We start from the raw sequence: 17,617 nt of genomic DNA on the forward strand, positions 1-17,617 counted from the left end.
CAATTAATCTTTTTTCTGCCAGATCTTTCTGACGAAAATCAAGTAAAACAGCGTCGGCATTGGCGCCTGAATTAAACCGATAATTCCCCATAGCCAATAATTGTGGCCGTGCTTTCTTGCATCAAGAAATAGGAACGTACTCTGTGCTATTAAGATGACTCCCACAATAATCAGCAACGGAAGAGATATTTCTTCGCTGTTCATGTGCCATTCACCTGTTTCACGAAGCTGACTGTGCTATAGGCCATAATAAAAACAGTGACAACTCCCTGCAGAATAAAAAATACAGACGGAACCTGATACAGCATGAATAATACAGAAGTTACAATGAGGAGTGCTGCAACAGTGAAGATAGCTAACTCCCCGATCAATTTCCTTTTCATTGCCTGTTTTTGTTCTGCAACTAAGTTTTCAAAAAATTGCAGATCAGGTGTATATACCGGGACGTTTTCTTCCAGCGTTTCCAATCCGTCTTCAATCTCCTTTACTGCAGCCAATAACTGCTCATCTTGATGATCTTGTTCCAGCTGCAGCACCTTCCTGTTCACCATGTAGCTTCAACTCCTCTCTTACAGACATGATTCCATTGTGCACTCTTGATTTGACAGTACCTGAAGATATGTTCATCATTTTTCCTATTTCCTCATACGAGTAGCCATAATAATGTTTAAGAACAATAGGTATCCTAATCTCGTCTTTTAGTTTTCCCAATGCGGATAAGGCATCATTCCATTCTTCATTTCGGCTTTCAAGATGCCATTTCATGCGTCTGAAAACCTCTTCCTGTGCTTTCCAGCTCTTCTCTCTTTTTGACTTTCGCTTCTGATCAATATACAAATTTGTCGCAATGGTTATCAGCCAGGAAGAAAATTTCGATTTGCCATTAAACAGTCCGATTTTTTCAACACATATCGCCATTGTTTCCTGAGCAAGCTCTTCAGCTGCATCGGGATTCATTGTGATTTTGATTAAGTATTTAACCAGAAAGGGATAGTTATTTTTAAAAAGCATGGCAAAAGCGAGCTGATCGCCTCGTTTGGCACTTACAATAAGGTCTTTCTCCTCCATCAGCTTCTTTCCTCTCTTCTTATCATCCCATTGTTCCCTGTTTATTTCACTCATAAGACGTTCAAGAGATGAAAAGGTTCATTATTTAAAATTATTTTTTCATACATAAAAAGCCCCTATTATAGGGACTATTTTTCCTTTTATTACATTATACTGCACCAGTCTGTTCCAAAGAATGTGCTTCACCTGTTTTTTCTGATTTTTTCGTTAATCCCGGGAGAAAGATGCTGTAAAAAACACCGACAAGTGCTAAACAGCCGCCTACCATCCAATAAAGCATTTCCACTCTGAGGAACCCCGGAAAGCTGACAGCAATAAATCCGAGTGTTATGGATTGAGAAAGCATCATCAGCGGACTTATAAATCCCTGTACTCTTCCCATCATCTTCGGATCAACAATGCTTGGCATCCAGCCGCCAATTGCTATGTTCACTAAAGGAAGCCCGAAAGCTGCAGCAAATAATAAAGATAGGAAAATAAATGTGTTCTCTGCAAAAGAGGCAGCGATGATGAAGCTTCCGGATAACAGCAGTCCGGCAATGATCAGCTGATAAAGGTTGAATTTTTGAGTAAGCAAAGAAGCAGCAAATCTGCCAATCAGAACGCCAACCCCAAATGTTATTCCGAGCAGGACTGAATATTCCTCATAGGATTGCGGCTCGAGCCCCTAAATACGGATGAATTAAAAGGTAATTATTCACACTTGGAACCCGGGTGGTTTACGGTTGTGATCACCGGGGTAATTCCTTAGTACAACCACATCATTAATCCATTAATATATAAAATACTTTTTTAAAAGGAGATTTCTAAAATGAAAGAAATTATTTCTACTAATGTATTAGTTCAAAACAAGTTCACAATGAAGAAAATGCTTGAAATTTACCAGGCATCAAAACAATTTGAAGGTACCACTTATCTCTACAGCAAACACAAAGCGGTGGATGCCTCAAACCTTTCTAAATTAGTGTCTTTCCTTTTAACAGTGAAACCGCAAACGAGTCTGAAGATCATTGTGGAAGGAACTGAAGTCCAGAATCATCTGGAGCACATCAAAGACATGTGCAGCAACTATGTTTCTGTGCTTCGCATGTCAGAAAAACGCTTAATCAATACAGCTGAAACAATTCAGCTATAACAGACTATTTTATTGCAGAGTGAATGGAGTGAAAATAGATGATACGTACAATTTTTATGGTAGTTGGAGCGATTGTGGTAATTGGCGCGCTAATCAGCTGGTTATTCTAATAAATCAAAAAGGCCTTTTCAGGCCTTTTTATTTTGATCGAATATAAAAAAAAGTACAGCTCTTCACTGTACTCATGCAATTTATATATTAGTCATTCTTCTTTTTCTTTATCTTTCTTTTTATCTTTTTCCTTATCTTTCTCTTTGCCTTCTTCTTTCCCTTTATTCCATTTCTCTTTCCATTTCTCTTTCCATTTCTCTTTTTCTTTTTCAATTCTTTCTTTTATCTTCTCTGTTTCTTTTTTTATGTTTTCTTCCCATGCTTTTCTTTGCTGCTCCCTTTGCCTTTGTTCCATCAGACCGGCAATATGAGGGACATTAAATGACTCTGCTTCCTGATTTTTCAGGGCTTCTGACATGATTGTCCGGAATATCGGGGCCGTGCCTTCACTGCTGGAGGTTGTAAGATAATTATTCGCATCTGTATTATCATGGCCTACCCACACAGCACCTACAAGCTGTGGTGTGTAGCCGACAAACCATTGATCTTTAACTCCGTCAATGCCTTCGATGGTCATTTGTGTACTTCCTGTTTTCCCTGCAACTTCTCTGCCTGGTATTTGGGCAGCCTTCCCTGTACCATGCTGAACTACCCCAAGAAGCATGGTTGTTACTTTATCAGCAACATCCTCGGAAATGACTCTTGTATTCTCACCTTTCCACTCTGCTACTGTGATTCCATCTTTATCAACTATTTTTGTAATGGAGTGGGCTTCCGGCCTCTCGCCGCCATTTGCAAATACAGCATATGCCTGTGCCATGGTCAGAGGAGAAACCCATTCACTTGTGCCTCCAAGAGCAAGTGCTAGATTTTGATTGATGGCGTCTTCAGGTATGCCAAACCTTTTCGCCGCATCTGCCCCTTTTTCCACACCAATCTCATCCAAAAGCCATACAGCAGGAACATTCAAAGAGTCCTTGACTGCTTCATACATTGGCACATTCCCCCGGAACTGGCCATTATAATTATTCGGCTCATAATCTTTGCCAAATGTCATTCTTTCATCTTTAAGTTCATCTGTGATTTTCCAACCCGATTCAAGCGCTGCTGCATATGGCACAATCGGCTTCATTGTCGATCCAGGCTGGCCCACTTTATGAACGGCACGATTATGGCCAAGAAGGGTATGTTCACCTCTTCCTCCTGCAAGGGCGCGGATTCCGCCATTCTTTGGATCCAGAAGTACGGCTCCGCTTTGAACCTGCTGATCTCCCGTACCTTTAGGAAATAATTGATCATTTGTGTAGGTTTCTTCTACACTGCTCTGCATATCCTGATCAAGCTCTGTGTAAATTTCATACCCGTTACTAAGAAGATCATCAAGGGAAATATTATACTTATTTATAGCCTCTTCAAGAACAACATCTACGTAGTAAGGGTATTTCCCTTTAAGAGGATCTCCCCCGCCATCTTCGAAAACAAGTTTTTCATTCTTAGCTTTTTCCCATTCCTTTTCTGAAATAAAGCTGTGTTCCTTCATGCGATCAAGCACAAGGTTTCTTCTTTCAATTGCTTTTTCTTCAATTTGGTAAGGATTGATAGCTGATGGGGCTTTAACCAGCCCTGCCAGCAGTGCTGCTTCGCTAATGGAGAGATCCTCAACATCTTTTCCATAGTACTTCATAGCCGCACGTTTTATCCCCCAGGCGCCTTCCCCGAAATAAACCTGGTTTAAATACATCTGAAGAATTTCATCTTTGCTGTATTCCTTTTCTATCTCAAGTGCAAGGAAGAATTCTTCCAGCTTCCTTTTATATGTTTTCTCTGCAGACAATAGGGCGTTTTTAGTCAGCTGCTGGGTAAGCGTACTGCCGCCCTCAACAATTCCGCCAGCCTTCAGGTTTGTAAAGAAGGCTCTGCCTATTCCTTTTAAATCGATGCCCCCATGTTCATAAAACCGGTGGTCTTCAATGGCAATAACTGCATTTTTCATATGATCAGGAATTTGATCTATGGAAATGCCTTCATTTTTATTTGCTGAGATTTTGCTGGCCACTTCCCCATCAGCGTCATAAATGACTGTCGATTGTGCAAGCCCTGCTTCCAGTGCACTTATATCCGCATCCTTATATGAAAAATAGACGAAGCTTAAGAAAGCCAGGACCAAAGTAGATGCAAGCAATATGGATACCTGTGTCAAGTGAAGCTTATTCCAAGTTGACTGAAACTTTTTAATAACTGAAGTTTTCTTTCTCATATTTCCTCCAAATTCTTGCTGATGATTAATTTGCATTTGTGCGGAAGTCTTCAGATTACACCGACAACAGCCTAACTTCAAAGAATATGTTTTATATAGTATTTGTTTCCATCAAATTTCTGAAGGTCATAATAAAAATACCCTGAAATTTCCAATGTTACTCTTCACTATGCTGAAAATGTGCATTAGAATTTACGGATCCCGGTCATTTTTTATGGGGGTATTGTGTTTTCAAGCTGATTTTTATGATTTACTCTTCTCAGCAGAGGGTATAGAACCAATAAGTTTCCTTACCATAAGAAGGAGTGAACACTGATGAATTTTAATAAAATTGTATTGGGCTATGATGATACAGGCGGAAGCAGACAGGCTTTGAATATGGCAATCGGATTAGTTAAACAAAATCCTGATGCTCAGCTGCTGGTTGTTCAGGTCTTTGAAGAAACAGTTGAAAATATTCCCATAAACAATGAAAAAGCGGTAGAACCTGTAAGAACGAATGGCTATCTGCTTGAAGGAATTCAGATCCCTCCTCTTCCTGTTTATCATGATGAATCCTCTTCCAATACACACGCAAGAATAAAGCATAGCGTAGACAATACTTTTTACAATGCAAGGGAAATTCTTGAGCCTTACAGAATTAATGCGAAGTTCGATGTTATTGAGGGAAATTCTGCAGAAAGCATTTGTGAATATGCAGCGGCCGTAAACGCAGATTTAATTATTGTGGGAAGCTCAGGCAAAGGCGGAATTAAAAAGATGTTCCTGGGCAGTACCAGTACAAAAATTGCCAGAAATGCTCCTTGCTCCGTGCTTATAGCTAAGGATAAGGAAAGTCCGCAAATCCCTTAAAATAAAAAAGCAGCCCGGAGGCTGCTTTTTTATGTGAATACAGCTATTATTGGTGAAGGTCTTTATTCTCTGCTGCCAGCTCCTCAAATCGTTCTTTAGAAGACAATTCATCGAAACTGCTGTAAATTCTGAAATGGTCCTGATCAATAATCCGGTAGTGTTGGCTGATGATATTCTGCTGAAGGATCAGACCGTTGCTTCTCTTCAATTCCCTCCACCAGAGTTTTCCGCCAAGAGTCTTTTCCTTCCTGTAATCAATTCCTTCTCTTGCAATAGTCTCCAGAACTTCTAATGGTTCATTTCCAAACAAAAACCGGACTGTTTCCGTTTCTCTGAATAAAGCACAAACGGCTACCACTGTCGACCAGCCTGCCTCTGCCCGCCCTTTCTCAATTTGAACAAGCGTCTTTTTTGAAACACCAATAATTTCCGCCATCTTATCCTGTGTGTATCCTGCCTCTGTACGAATAAGACGGATCTTATCTGAAACTTTCAGTATAATTTCATCTCTAGTCAATGCAGCTTCATTCCCTTTTTGTTGTTGGTGTAAATTTACACCTGCCTCTATATTATAAAAGAAATAATAACCTTTTTACAAATAATAAACTGCCTTTTTCTTTAACTATATCAATTATCACAAAAAAATGACTGTGCTTTTAGTCACAAGTTGGCCTTATTCATCAGGGTAAAAATTACTGATATTTTCCATTAAATTAACAGAGGATTTTGCCGGAATCTATCGAAATCTATTGGTTAACTGTTATTATGCAAAAAAGTGGAGGATAAAATGACGATTGAAACAAATAATGCCATATTGGAACTTCTGCTGACGGAAAAAGAAAACCTTTTAAGTGAATGGAATGAGAAAATCCTCATAAATAAGGATGACCCTTTTAAAGATAAAATCAAGGATAATGGCGATGCCATGTTCCAATTAATTATTCAAATCTTAATAAAAGATGGGCAAGAACTGGAAAACTATATTCAGAAACTGGCCTACACTGTCGCTGAACAGCGTGTAAAAGCAGATATTAATATTGGAGACTTTGTTTATAATGTCAACTTGGGAAGAACAATCGTCCTCAATATATTGAATCGTTCCGAAATACATTTTCATGAACTCCAGAGACAGTACGAAAGAATCGGTTATTGCTTCGATAAATTCTTATATCACGCTGTTTCCAGATATACGGATGCCAAAGATCAGATTATTAAGGAAAAAACACAATTTATTGATTCCACCCATAAAGACAGATTAACTCTTCTGGGCCAAATGACTTCAAGCTTTATTCATGAGTTCAGAAATCCGCTTACCTCTGTACAAGGGTTTATTCAGCTTTTAAAATCCGAAAATCCCTCCATGAAGTATTTGGATATCATTTCAAATGAACTTGAGCAGCTGAATTTTAGAATTTCACAATTCCTGCTCCTCTCTAAAAAGGAACTGATCGGAAAAGAAAAAATTACATTCTCTCTAAATGAATTAATAGATGAAGTCCTGATATTCTTATATCCCAGTATCCTGGATGGAAAGGTTACGATCCTTCAGGATATAAAAGATGATATCTATTTGGTTGGCTATGCGGATGAAATCCGCCAAGTCTTCATTAATATTATCTTCAATGCCATTGATGTGCTTACACAGTACCGCAGCGACCCTGTCATCCATATTAAAAGCAAATGGACTTCAGATGGGCACATAAGATTGGATATTTCTAATAATGGGCCAAGAATTCCTGATCATCTTATCAATTCCATTTTTGAGCCATTTGTTACAACAAAAACACTCGGAACAGGGCTGGGTCTATTTGTCTGCAGAGAGATAATTGAAAAACATCAAGGGTCTCTGACATGTGATACCGAATCAGACTGGACCGTTTTCAGCATAACTTTGCCAACTGAAAAGCTGACTGATGATATGAGCTGACTTCGAATCCTGGGAACAGCTTTTTCGTTTTCCATATTAAGAATGCTTATATGATTTAAACAATAATTATTATATTTATAGTTTGCCGGAGGGGGTATGTCACTTGTTTTCTTTAAAGGTAGATGAGGATTTAGAATTGCAATTGTTCCAGCTTCATCATTCAGAAGAGCTTTTCAGCTTGGTGGACAGGAACCGCAGCCATTTAAGAGAATGGCTTCCATGGGTAGATAATATGGCTTCACCTGTTCAGTATCATTCGATCATTCCTATATGGCTGAAACAGTTTGCCGATAATAACGGCTTTAATGCCGGAATCCGTTATCAGGGAAAACTTGCAGGCTCTATTGGTTTTCACCAGATCGACTGGAACAGCAGACAAACCAGCATTGGATACTACCTTGCAGAAGACTTTGAGGGTAGGGGAATTATGACAAGAAGCGTGCAGGCCATGATCAATCATGCTTTTTTTGATTTAAAACTGAACCGCATCGAAATACGCTGCGGGGTCAGAAATGGAAAAAGCCGTGCGATCCCTGAACGGCTTGGCTTTCGCCAGGAAGGGATCATCCGGGATGGCGAGTATCTTTATAATCGATATCACGATCTTGCCGTATATGGACTTCTGGCAAGAGAATGGAGTGTTTAAACAAAAAGCCTGCTCAGGCTTTTTTATTTTTCCCTGCATTATTTATCTTTCCAGATTACATCTTTTAATTAAGGGTAATTTCATATAAAGCAAATCCTTTATTCATGGTTTATTTGTAAAATTCATGAATAAGGGAAAAGTACTTATTATAAAGGAGGTGCCGGCCCCTTACATATCGTGTAAGGGATAATATGATTACCCTTAACCTTTTCTTATTATTTTTATTAATCGCATTAACTGCTTTTTTTGTTGCATCTGAATTTGCCATTGTTAAAGTGAGAACTTCACGAATTGACCAGCTTTTGCTGGAGGGAAATCCTAAAGCCCGTTCTGCAAAACAAGTTATAAGCAGTCTGGATGAATATTTATCTGCCTGTCAGCTTGGAATTACAATCACCGCACTGGGCCTCGGCTGGCTGGGTGAACCGACTATTGAGAGACTGCTTCATCCTGTATTTGAAAGTCTTAACTTGCAGGCTTCCGTAACTCATATCCTCTCCTTTGTCATTGCTTTTGCTGTTGTAACATTTCTCCATGTGGTCATTGGAGAGCTTGCGCCAAAAACCTTTGCCATTCAAAAAGCTGAGGCCATAACTTTAACTTTTTCAAAGCCATTAATATTATTTTATAGGATTATGTATCCGTTTATCTGGATATTAAATGGTTCAGCCAGAATTGTTACAGGATTATTTGGACTGAAGCCGGTTTCAGAGAGTGAAATGGCACATTCAGAGGAAGAACTTCGGATCATCCTATCTGAAAGCTTAAAGAGCGGTGAAATTAATCCATCCGAATACCAGTATGTTGATCGGATATTTGAATTTGATAATAGAGTAGCCAAAGAGATTATGGTTCCGCGGACCGAAATTGTTACCATTCCGGAAGATTCATCACTGGAAGAAACCCTCGATCTCATATTAAATGAGCGCTATACCCGCTACCCGGTTACGGCGGGCGATAAGGATAATATTCTCGGCATCATTAATGTTAAGGAAATTTTAACTGACTGTGTAAGAAAAAAATGTGAAGGCAAACACCCCTTATTGCAATATATTAAACCTGTCATCAGGGTGATTGAAACCATTCCCATTCACGATTTGCTCCTTAGAATGCAAAAGGAGCGTTCACATATGGCGATTCTCCTTGATGAGTACGGCGGAACAGCTGGATTGGTCACAGCAGAAGATATCCTGGAAGAAATCGTAGGTGAAATTCGCGACGAATTTGATGCCGATGAACTTCCGCTTATTCAAAAGTCAGGGGAAAACCATTATATCCTTGATGCGAAACTGCTGATTTCAGAAGCGAATGATCTCCTGGGAACAACATTATCTGATGATGATGTGGACACTATCGGCGGCTGGTTCATGACACAGAAGTATGATGCTGTTCAGGGAGACTTTATTGAAGAAGAAGGATACAGATTTATCATTAAAGAAATGGATGGACATCATATTTCTTATATAGAAGTTGTGAAAATATAAACTGCATTTTTTTAAACCGGGAGCACAATTTTGCTCCCGGTTTTTGGTGACCGCGGACTGCTTACGCTACACCTTTTTCAAACCCAATAAAAAATTTAATTTTTCCGAATCTTTTTACTTCATATTTAAGGAATAATTTCATAAAATAAATGTAATCCTTTTTTCCAAACTGCTACGTTTGACTGTACGGTTTCCGCTAACGTATAATTGATTCTAACTATATCTCTTGTTGTAAAGCATTATTATGGAGATATAAGTATTCAAAACAGAGGTGATATGATGGGGCTTACTATCGTATCGGCGAATTAGCCAATATTGCTAACGTTTCTAAAAGAACGATTGACTACTACACTAGCATTGGCCTAATAAAAGCGAAACGCTCAAAATCAAATTATCGCATATATTCAGAAGAAGTTTTGTCTGATCTAAGATTTATTGAAGAATGCAAAATACTGCATCTTCCACTTGAAGAGATTAAGAGAAAACTAGAAATGAAAACGAAAAGGGAGATTCAGACAGGGGAAGTTGAAAAGCATATTAACGCAGTCACATTACAGATGAAACAGCTGCAGCAGGAAATAGCTGTGCTCATGCCGCTCATCAATACAATGAATGAGGAGCAGAAAGATGGCTTCTCCAGAAAGCTGACTGCCGAAAGTACTGCATTGCTCCGTTCCCTTTCCGGCTTAACAAGCTAATCCCATTTTTCACAAAATCAGGAGGTGACACCCTGCCCGTTTAGGCGGGATAAGGGGAACTTATTTGGACATATTAAACTTGGTTTTTATAGCCATTTTAATTGCTTTAACGGCTTTTTTCGTTACTTCGGAATTTGCCATTGTTAAAATACGAAGTTCCAGAATTGATCAGCTAATTGAAGAAGGCAATAAAAATGCAATTGCTGCGAAGAAAGTGATTTCCAATTTGGATGAATACCTTTCAGCCTGCCAGCTGGGAATTACCATTACAGCACTCGGTCTTGGCTGGCTGGGTGAGCCGACAATTGAACACCTGCTGCGTCCGGTGATAAATAGTTTCGGTCTGCCGCCATCCATTTCGCATGTTATTTCATTCAGCATTGCTTTTGCTTTTATCACCTTCCTGCATGTAGTTGTAGGAGAATTGGCCCCAAAGACTCTGGCGATACAAAAAGCAGAAGCGGTAACACTTTTGACAACACGTCCTTTAATCTGGTTTTACCGGGTTATGTATCCGATCATTTGGGCGTTGAATGGTTCTGCCCGCCTATTGACCAGCATGTTTGGATTAAAGCCTGCTTCTGAACACGAATTAGCACATTCTGAAGAAGAACTTCGCATTATTTTATCAGAAAGCTATGAAAGCGGCGAAATTAACCAATCTGAGTTTAAGTATGTAAATAAAATCTTTGAGTTTGATAATCGGATCGCGAAAGAAATCATGGTTCCGCGTACTGAAATTGTTTCTCTCTCAAAAGATGATACACTTGAAGATTTTCTGCAAATCGTTCAGGAAGAGAAATTTACTCGATATCCCATTATAGATGGAGATAAGGATCATATCATTGGCATGGTCAATATTAAAGAAGTCATGACAGATCTCATTATGAACCGGGAATTATCATCAAGCACTCTTGAATCATACATTCGTCCCATTATCCGGGTCATTGACAGCATACCTATCCATGAGCTGCTGCTTAAAATGCAAAAAGAACGCATCCACATGGCCATCTTAATGGATGAATATGGCGGTACCTCGGGGTTAGTGACTGTTGAGGATATCATTGAAGAGATTGTTGGCGAGATCCGTGATGAGTTCGACATGGATGAAGTACCGATGGTCAGAAAGACGCAAGAAGGCCAATATATCATTGATTCAAAAGTTCTTGTCAGCGAAGTCAACGACTTGCTGGGTACCGATATTAATGATGAAGATGTTGATACCATTGGCGGATGGATATTGACTGAGAATTACGAAGCCAAACAAGGTGATATTATCGAGCACGAAAAATATCGATTTAAAATTCTGGATATGGAAGAGCACCATATTAAGTATGTTGAAGTGACAGAAGTACCTGAAACAGAAGAGCCGGCACCTGTAAAAGAAGTGCCCTTTACTGAATCAGAAGTATTGTCTTAAATAATAAAAGGAACAGCCTTCTTGAGTGCTGTTCCTTTTATTTGTCCTTATTGCTCCCGCGGAAATCTGATCGTGAATTTGGTCCCTTCCCCCTTTTCACTGCTGACAGTAATTTCTCCGCTGTGCAGCTGAACAAGCTGTTTGACAATGGAAAGACCAATGCCAAACTCACCAAATGAATGATTGGTCCTGGATAGATCCGCTTTATAAAATCGCAGCCAGATTGATTCAATTTCTTTCGGGTCGATGCCTATACCCGTGTCTTCTATTAAGATCAATGTCTGATCAGGATCTTCTTTGCCCCTTAAAAATATGGAGCCCTGCTCGGTGAATTGAATGCTGTTCTTCACAATATTCACCAGAATCTGAATCAGCCGGTCATAATCCGCATACACCGAAACCCCTTCTTCAGCCTCTATATAAATTCTGTTACCTTTTTCCTCTGCCTGAATTTCCAGCTGTTCCTTAACAATTTCAAAGGCTTCCATGAGATCAATATCCATTTTATTAAGCTGCAGCTGATTGGAACGAATCTTTTCATAATCCAGATTTTCATTCACCAGCCGAATAAGCCTCTTTGCTTCCCTGTCTATCAGGATCATCCCTTTTTCTGTATCCGCCTCCGGGATCAGACCTCCCTTAATGCCTTCAGCCAAACCGCTGATAGTGGTCAAAGGAGTCCGAAGCTCATGCGAGACATCAGCAATGAATTTCCTTCTTCTATTTTCCAGCCTTTTAATTTCTTCGTTAGATTCCCTCAATCTTGCTGCCATATCATTAAAGTCTTTAGCCAGTTCACCAATTTCGTCCATATAGGTATAGGGAACATTGATATCATAGTTCCCGGATGAAATCATAGAGGCAGCATTCCTAAGCTCAGTTATCCTCTTGATCAGATTTTTAGAGAGAACCAGACTTAAAAGGATGGTCGCAGAGAGTGAAATAAAAATGGTATATAATAAAAATCGATTTAATTGGCTGACAACCTCCATAGCCCCTGTTATAGGAGACAGAAGCAAAACTCCGCCAACAAGACTGCCCCCCTGCATATATGGCAGGGCAACCAATGTTACCTCCTGGCCAAAGCGTTTTATATCATGCTTTACAGTTACTTTATTTCCTTTCGAAATTTCAGCCCACTCAGATTTGGTCAGCTGAATCATCGGATCTGATTTAAGCTCCGGGTACAAGACCCTCCCTTTATGATCAAAGAGGATGTATTTGATGTTTCTGGCATCGAGCAGCTGGCTGTATTCTGTCAGAAATTGTTCATCCCCCTCTATCCTGACTGTTATGTCTGTCAGGATCTGCTCTCCATAGGAATCGAGCTCTTCCACTTTATTTTCAAAAATATAATTCTCCACAAACTGGGAGAATAGAAGGCTTAATAACAGGAATGCCAGTATTAGAATGCTGACATGACTAATCAGCAGCTGATAAAAATACTTAACCTTCATTTACCGCTGCCGTTTCATCGAATTTATAACCTACACCCCATACAGTATGAATAAAGGGCTGCTCATCCGTGCCTATTTTTTTCCGGAGCCTTTTTATATGTACGTCTACCGTTCTTTCATCTCCATAAAACTGATAACCCCAGACACTATCTAGCAGCTGCTCTCTTGTAAAAACCTGTTTCGGATGTTTTACAAGATAATACAGCAAGTCAAATTCCTTTGGGGTCAAATTCTTTAAAAGCTGCCCATTATAATATGCCTCTCTGGATTCTTTGCTGATTTTGAAATATTCACTGGCAACATAGTGATGTTCATCTGCTCCTGCTTCAGCCTGAAATCTGCGTGTCACGGCTTTAATTCTGGCCATCAGCGTCAGCGGGCTGAATGGCTTGGTCACATAATCATCAGCACCCATTTCAAGGCCCAGAACCTGATCGGATTCGCTGTCCTTTGCCGTCAGCATAATAATCGGAACCTTGCTCAGTTCCCTTATTTTTCGGCAGAGCGTCACTCCATCCATGACCGGAAGCATCCAGTCAACGATAATTAAATCCCATTTTTCTTTATTAAAATGCTCAAACCCCCGCTGGCCATCGTGAACAAAAATACCCTGATACCCTTCTTTCATAAAGAACATCTCCAGCATTGAACAGACACTTTCATTATCTTCCACAACAAGTATTTTCATTTTCCCTTCACCGCCCCTGAACAGTCTTTTATTATTAATGTAATCGATATGAGTGATTTTTTTCAATGAATATCTCTGACCACAATGTTTTTCTATAAAAAGTCAGCCGAATTTTTTATTGTTTAGCTATATCATAGGAAATGCTAAATAAGACTTATCATTGTTTCAGGTGCAGCCATGGCAAAGGCGGCAAATAAGGATCTGGGTGAAATAATCCAAATGAGGGAACAAGGAAAATCATTACCAGAAATAAAAACGGAATTAAATCTTGATAAAGAACAAATCCATGCAGAAATGAAAAAACTGGTTGATGAAATTCACAAGGAAATCAGAAAGGCAAATTAATAAGTTAAAACCGCAGAGTGCATCTCTGCGGTTTCGTTTTATATAAAACAGACTTATAATGAAAGGGAGAGGTGAACAAAATGACTGATGAAAACCCGGTGTACCCAGCCGACCTGGATGAAGAAACTTTATTCATGGTTTCCCAGACTTTCAAAGCTTTATCAGATCCAACCAGGCTTAGAATTCTTCACTTATTATTTCACGGAGAGTATTCTGTAAATGAAATTGCCGAAAATCTATCCCTGCTCCAGTCTACCGTTTCTCATCAGCTTCGCTTTTTGAAAAACCTGCGCCTGGTTAAATTCCGCCGTGAAGGAACAACTCTATTCTACAGCCATGATGATGAACATGTTATAAGTTTATTGAACCAGGCTATTGAACATAGCCAGCATTCATAAATAAGCTGTCCTTATGGCCTTATTAATTGCAGCTTTCATTATGGCCTGGACAGCCTTTTCTTTCTCCCTCCACTTGTATCGTGCTATGCTCAATCCCATATTCATCATGCAGCACAGATTGAGCGGCATGAAGGACTGCATCGTGTCCGCCCTCATTTTCAATTACAAGATGGCAGCTAAGAGAAGGAAAACCGGAAGTGATCGTCCAAATATGAAGATCGTGAACGTCTTTTACATGTGCAAGTCCGAGGAGCGCACTTTTAATGTCCTCTGGATTCAGGTGGGAAGGTGTCCCCTCCATTAAAATGTGGAAAGACTCTTTTGCCACTCTCCATCCGCTTACAAGAATGAGAACTGCTACTATTACACTTGCAATTGGGTCGGCAATGCCCCACCCGAAGAAATAAATTAAAAGTGCAGCGGCAATTGCTCCAACAGAACCAAGCAGATCACCAAGAACATGCAGAAAAGCACTCCTGACATTTAAATTATGATCCTTATCCCCGCTCATTAATATGAATGCTGCTGCTATATTGACGAGAAGACCAATCGATGAAATCACGAGCATTCCCATACTTTGAACAGCCGGCGGCTCAAGAATGCGGTGATAGGCCTCATAAAAAATATAGAGAGAAATTAGGAGCAGTGTTATGCCATTTATTGAAGCAGCAATAATTTCAAATCGTTTATAGCCAAATGTTTTTGAATTCGTCGCCTTTTTTTCGCCTATTTTGATAGCCACAAAACTCAAGCCAAGCGCAGCTGCATCACTCAGCATGTGTCCGGCGTCCGATAGCAGCGCAAGGCTATTAGTCCATATTCCGCCAATCACTTCTACAATCATAAATGAAGCAATTAAAATAAATGCCCACATCAAAGCCTTTTTATTGCCAGTGTGATGGTGATCATGTGAATGTCCATGCCCGTGCCCATGACTGTGTCCCATATAATGCACCCCTCTTATATGAATATATGCTCATATATATTATGTATGACTTTGGCTTATTGTTCAATAATTTTTACTATTCCCTTTTAATTTAGACTAAATGAATAGACTCAAACATCTGCAGGCGATTTCAACAGGAACAGCAGAAAATTGAAAGAATTTTCCAGGTAATTAACAAAAGGGCTGCCTGACTATACAGGCAGCCCTTTCCCTTATGCAAGATAAACAAAATAACCCATAAATGCAATACATAATCCATACATGATGGGATGGATCTCTTGCGGCCTTTTAAGTGCCAGCATTGTAATTGGGTATAAAATAAAACCGAGGGCAATCCCTGTTGCTACACTGAAGGTCAATGGCATCATTAAGATGGTCACGAACGCAGGAATTGCGATTTCCAGTTTACCCCAATCAATATGTTTTACCTCCATGGCCATCAGTGCTCCAACAATGATTAGTGCCGGCGATGTTACTTCGGCCGTTATCACACTGAGCAATGGCGAAAAGAATAATGCAACCGCGAAGCATGCGGAGATGATTACTGATGTAAAACCTGTTCTGCCTCCAGCCGCAATCCCTGAACTGGACTCAATCATGGAAGCAGTGGTAGAAGTTCCAAGCACTGAGCCTACTACAGTTGCACTGGAGTCTGCCAGAAGCGCTTTGCCGGCATTAGGAATTTCATTATTTTTCATCAGGCCAGCCTGACTTGCAATCGCTATTAAGGCTCCTGCTGTATCAAAAAAGGCAACAAATAAGAAAGTAAATATTACTGCCAGCATTTCCGGAGTAAAGACTTGATCAATATGCAGGAAGACCTCACCAAATGTCGGTTCAAGGCTCGGAATAGCACCGACGATTTTTTCCGGCTTATCAATAAGGCCAATTAACATTCCCGCAGCAGCTGAGATGACCATCCCATAAAAAATGGCCCCTTTAATACCCCTTACCATCAATACAATTGTTAATATAAAACAGAAAACAGCCAACAGCGTGACTGGGGATTTGATATTGCCAATCGCCACAAATGTCGCATCATTTCCTACAACAAGGCCCGCATTTTTCAATCCGATGAAAGCTATAAAGAATCCGATGCCGCCTGCAATTGCATGCTTTAAATCCTTCGGTATAATGTTAATAATTTTTTCGCGTATTTTTAATAAACTTAGAATCACAAATAAGATCCCTGAAATAAATACACCGGTTAACGCTGTTTGCCACGGAATACCCATTCCGATGCAGACAGAAAAAGTGAAGAAAGAATTGAGGCCCATGCTTGGGGCAATCCCAATAGGATAATTGGACAGCAGGCCAATTAATAAAGAGCCGATAATAGCGGAGAGTGCCGTAGCAGTAAAAACAGCCCCTTTATCCATCCCGGCCTGGCTAAGGATAATTGGATTTACAATTAGGATATATGCCATTGATAAAAACGTGGTTAAACCTGCAATGGTTTCCTGTTTGTATGATGTTTCTCTTTCATGAAACCGGAAAAAAGATGACATGCCATTCCCCTCCTTTTTTAGTGGAAAATAAAAAAGCTCCGCAATATGCGAAGCTGCCATAAAGAAAAACAGAAGAAAATAGCACGCCTATTCAAACAAGCTATATCCCCTGTAGTCAAGCTATTTACGGCAGCCCGGTAGAAACGCTCAGACCCTATCTCTGAACATATACAGGTAAAATGTAAGGCGGAGCACGTCAATCAGCGCCCTGTCCCAAACACAAATTATATATTGATATAATGAAACCAATTCTAGCAAACTCAAAATTGAACGTCAATTCTTTAATTTATTCTGAGAATTCTCTTTTATCTTGAAGCTGGTTAATAAGATTTAACGTTAGTTTTTTGCTTTAATGGGTAAATAATAAGAAAACCCAGCATGAGGAGGCAGATCGTAATGTTCATTGTATATGCAAGCTTGATTCTTATAGCAGCATCTCTGATTTTTCTGGGCATCTATGCTTTTAAAACTTATAAGGATGCCAAACCCGCAATTAAGAAGCTGACAGCAATAAGCATTGTCATGCAGCTAAAGGCAGATCAAGTGAAAAATGGGGTTGACGAATTGACAGCAACCCAGAAAGAAATCCAAAGGGATATCAATTTTAAGAAACAAACATTTAATAATACAGTGTCTGCAGTTAAAGAAACACCGAAGAAAATAAAAAAGTGGTGGAACATTAAAATACCTTTTATCCATCAGATAAAGTGAAACTTCAATCAGTGGGGGGTCCTTAT

Annotated in this window: 20 protein-coding genes and 1 riboswitch; of the genes, 10 read left to right on the plus strand and 10 right to left on the minus strand. The window is 39.7% G+C overall.

Annotated features, from left to right (window positions below):
• Positions 1 to 3: 3 nt before the first annotated feature.
• From BFI01S_RS09215 to BFI01S_RS09230, 4 genes are all read right to left on the minus strand, one after another.
• Positions 4 to 204 carry a hypothetical protein gene (locus tag BFI01S_RS09215; protein WP_048011862.1) on the minus strand — a complete coding sequence of 67 codons (201 nt, stop codon included), beginning with the start codon at positions 202 to 204 and terminating at the stop codon, positions 4 to 6.
• Positions 201 to 551 carry a DUF5345 family protein gene (locus BFI01S_RS09220; protein ID WP_061792358.1) on the minus strand — a complete coding sequence of 117 codons (351 nt, stop codon included), beginning with the start codon at positions 549 to 551 and terminating at the stop codon, positions 201 to 203. Before BFI01S_RS09220 ends, BFI01S_RS09215 begins: the two co-directional genes overlap by 4 nt.
• Positions 505 to 1,068 carry an RNA polymerase sigma factor SigY gene (sigY, locus tag BFI01S_RS09225; RefSeq protein WP_061792359.1) on the minus strand — a complete coding sequence of 188 codons (564 nt, stop codon included), beginning with the start codon at positions 1,066 to 1,068 and terminating at the stop codon, positions 505 to 507. Before sigY ends, BFI01S_RS09220 begins: the two co-directional genes overlap by 47 nt.
• A 148-nt stretch (positions 1,069 to 1,216) precedes the next feature.
• Positions 1,217 to 1,699, minus strand: a complete 483-nt coding sequence (locus BFI01S_RS09230; protein ID WP_326218275.1) for an MFS transporter — start codon at positions 1,697 to 1,699, stop codon at positions 1,217 to 1,219.
• A gap of 180 nt (positions 1,700 to 1,879) precedes the next feature.
• Between BFI01S_RS09230 and BFI01S_RS09235 the strand changes: the two genes are divergently transcribed.
• Positions 1,880 to 2,203 (plus strand): hypothetical protein, encoded by a 324-nt coding sequence (locus BFI01S_RS09235; protein ID WP_061792360.1) that lies wholly within the window; start codon positions 1,880 to 1,882, stop codon positions 2,201 to 2,203.
• 202 nt (positions 2,204 to 2,405) lie between these two features.
• Here BFI01S_RS09235 and BFI01S_RS09240 read toward each other — a convergent pair whose 3' ends face one another.
• Positions 2,406 to 4,511, minus strand: coding sequence for a transglycosylase domain-containing protein (locus tag BFI01S_RS09240; protein WP_061792361.1), 2,106 nt, complete (start codon positions 4,509 to 4,511; stop codon positions 2,406 to 2,408).
• 315 nt (positions 4,512 to 4,826) lie between these two features.
• Between BFI01S_RS09240 and BFI01S_RS09245 the strand changes: the two genes are divergently transcribed.
• Positions 4,827 to 5,363, plus strand: coding sequence for a universal stress protein (locus tag BFI01S_RS09245; RefSeq protein WP_061792362.1), 537 nt, complete (start codon positions 4,827 to 4,829; stop codon positions 5,361 to 5,363).
• Between the two features lie 46 nt (positions 5,364 to 5,409).
• Here the strand turns inward: BFI01S_RS09245 and BFI01S_RS09250 are convergent, their stop codons facing one another.
• Positions 5,410 to 5,880, minus strand: coding sequence for a helix-turn-helix transcriptional regulator (locus BFI01S_RS09250; protein WP_048009313.1), 471 nt, complete (start codon positions 5,878 to 5,880; stop codon positions 5,410 to 5,412).
• Positions 5,881 to 6,150: 270 nt separating this feature from the next.
• On the opposite strand from BFI01S_RS09250, the gene BFI01S_RS09255 reads away from it, so the two are divergent.
• From BFI01S_RS09255 to BFI01S_RS09275, 5 genes are all read left to right on the plus strand, one after another.
• Positions 6,151 to 7,290: a histidine kinase N-terminal domain-containing protein gene (locus tag BFI01S_RS09255; RefSeq protein ID WP_061792363.1), complete on the plus strand. Its 1,140-nt coding sequence runs from the start codon at positions 6,151 to 6,153 to the stop codon at positions 7,288 to 7,290.
• A gap of 103 nt (positions 7,291 to 7,393) precedes the next feature.
• Positions 7,394 to 7,936, plus strand: coding sequence for a GNAT family N-acetyltransferase (locus tag BFI01S_RS09260; protein WP_061792364.1), 543 nt, complete (start codon positions 7,394 to 7,396; stop codon positions 7,934 to 7,936).
• 191 nt (positions 7,937 to 8,127) lie between these two features.
• Entirely contained in the window at positions 8,128 to 9,420 is a 1,293-nt protein-coding gene (locus tag BFI01S_RS09265; protein WP_061792365.1) for a hemolysin family protein, read from the plus strand.
• Between the two features lie 296 nt (positions 9,421 to 9,716).
• The gene (locus tag BFI01S_RS09270; protein WP_081757221.1) at positions 9,717 to 10,118 is read left to right on the plus strand and encodes a MerR family transcriptional regulator; all 402 of its coding nucleotides are present in this window, start codon (positions 9,717 to 9,719) and stop codon (positions 10,116 to 10,118) included.
• 64 nt (positions 10,119 to 10,182) lie between these two features.
• Positions 10,183 to 11,538 (plus strand): hemolysin family protein, encoded by a 1,356-nt coding sequence (locus tag BFI01S_RS09275; RefSeq protein WP_061792366.1) that lies wholly within the window; start codon positions 10,183 to 10,185, stop codon positions 11,536 to 11,538.
• A 47-nt stretch (positions 11,539 to 11,585) separates the two neighbouring features.
• On the opposite strand, the gene BFI01S_RS09280 is transcribed toward BFI01S_RS09275, so the two are convergent.
• Positions 11,586 to 12,995, minus strand: a complete 1,410-nt coding sequence (locus BFI01S_RS09280) for a sensor histidine kinase (RefSeq protein WP_061792367.1) — start codon at positions 12,993 to 12,995, stop codon at positions 11,586 to 11,588.
• A complete protein-coding gene (locus BFI01S_RS09285; protein WP_061792373.1) occupies positions 12,985 to 13,683 on the minus strand; it encodes a response regulator transcription factor in 699 nt (232 codons plus the stop codon). Before BFI01S_RS09285 ends, BFI01S_RS09280 begins: the two co-directional genes overlap by 11 nt.
• Before the next feature lie 177 nt (positions 13,684 to 13,860).
• Between BFI01S_RS09285 and BFI01S_RS22420 the strand changes: the two genes are divergently transcribed.
• Together BFI01S_RS22420 and BFI01S_RS09290 are read left to right on the plus strand one after the other, a co-directional pair.
• The gene (locus tag BFI01S_RS22420; protein ID WP_235831143.1) at positions 13,861 to 14,028 is read left to right on the plus strand and encodes a hypothetical protein; all 168 of its coding nucleotides are present in this window, start codon (positions 13,861 to 13,863) and stop codon (positions 14,026 to 14,028) included.
• Between the two features lie 80 nt (positions 14,029 to 14,108).
• Positions 14,109 to 14,426, plus strand: coding sequence for an ArsR/SmtB family transcription factor (locus tag BFI01S_RS09290; protein WP_035326772.1), 318 nt, complete (start codon positions 14,109 to 14,111; stop codon positions 14,424 to 14,426).
• A 22-nt stretch (positions 14,427 to 14,448) separates the two neighbouring features.
• On the opposite strand, the gene BFI01S_RS09295 is transcribed toward BFI01S_RS09290, so the two are convergent.
• Positions 14,449 to 15,372, minus strand: coding sequence for a cation diffusion facilitator family transporter (locus BFI01S_RS09295; protein ID WP_061792368.1), 924 nt, complete (start codon positions 15,370 to 15,372; stop codon positions 14,449 to 14,451).
• Positions 15,373 to 15,584: 212 nt separating this feature from the next.
• Positions 15,585 to 16,880, minus strand: a complete 1,296-nt coding sequence (locus BFI01S_RS09300) for an NCS2 family permease (RefSeq protein WP_061792369.1) — start codon at positions 16,878 to 16,880, stop codon at positions 15,585 to 15,587.
• A 92-nt stretch (positions 16,881 to 16,972) separates the two neighbouring features.
• Positions 16,973 to 17,074, minus strand: a riboswitch (purine riboswitch).
• Between the two features lie 202 nt (positions 17,075 to 17,276).
• Between BFI01S_RS09300 and BFI01S_RS09305 the strand changes: the two genes are divergently transcribed.
• Positions 17,277 to 17,591 carry a DUF948 domain-containing protein gene (locus BFI01S_RS09305; protein WP_061792370.1) on the plus strand — a complete coding sequence of 105 codons (315 nt, stop codon included), beginning with the start codon at positions 17,277 to 17,279 and terminating at the stop codon, positions 17,589 to 17,591.
• Positions 17,592 to 17,617 lie beyond the last annotated feature (26 nt).

This window comes from Cytobacillus firmus NBRC 15306 (genome assembly GCF_001591465.1).
GTDB lineage: Bacteria > Bacillota > Bacilli > Bacillales > Cytobacillaceae > Cytobacillus > Cytobacillus firmus.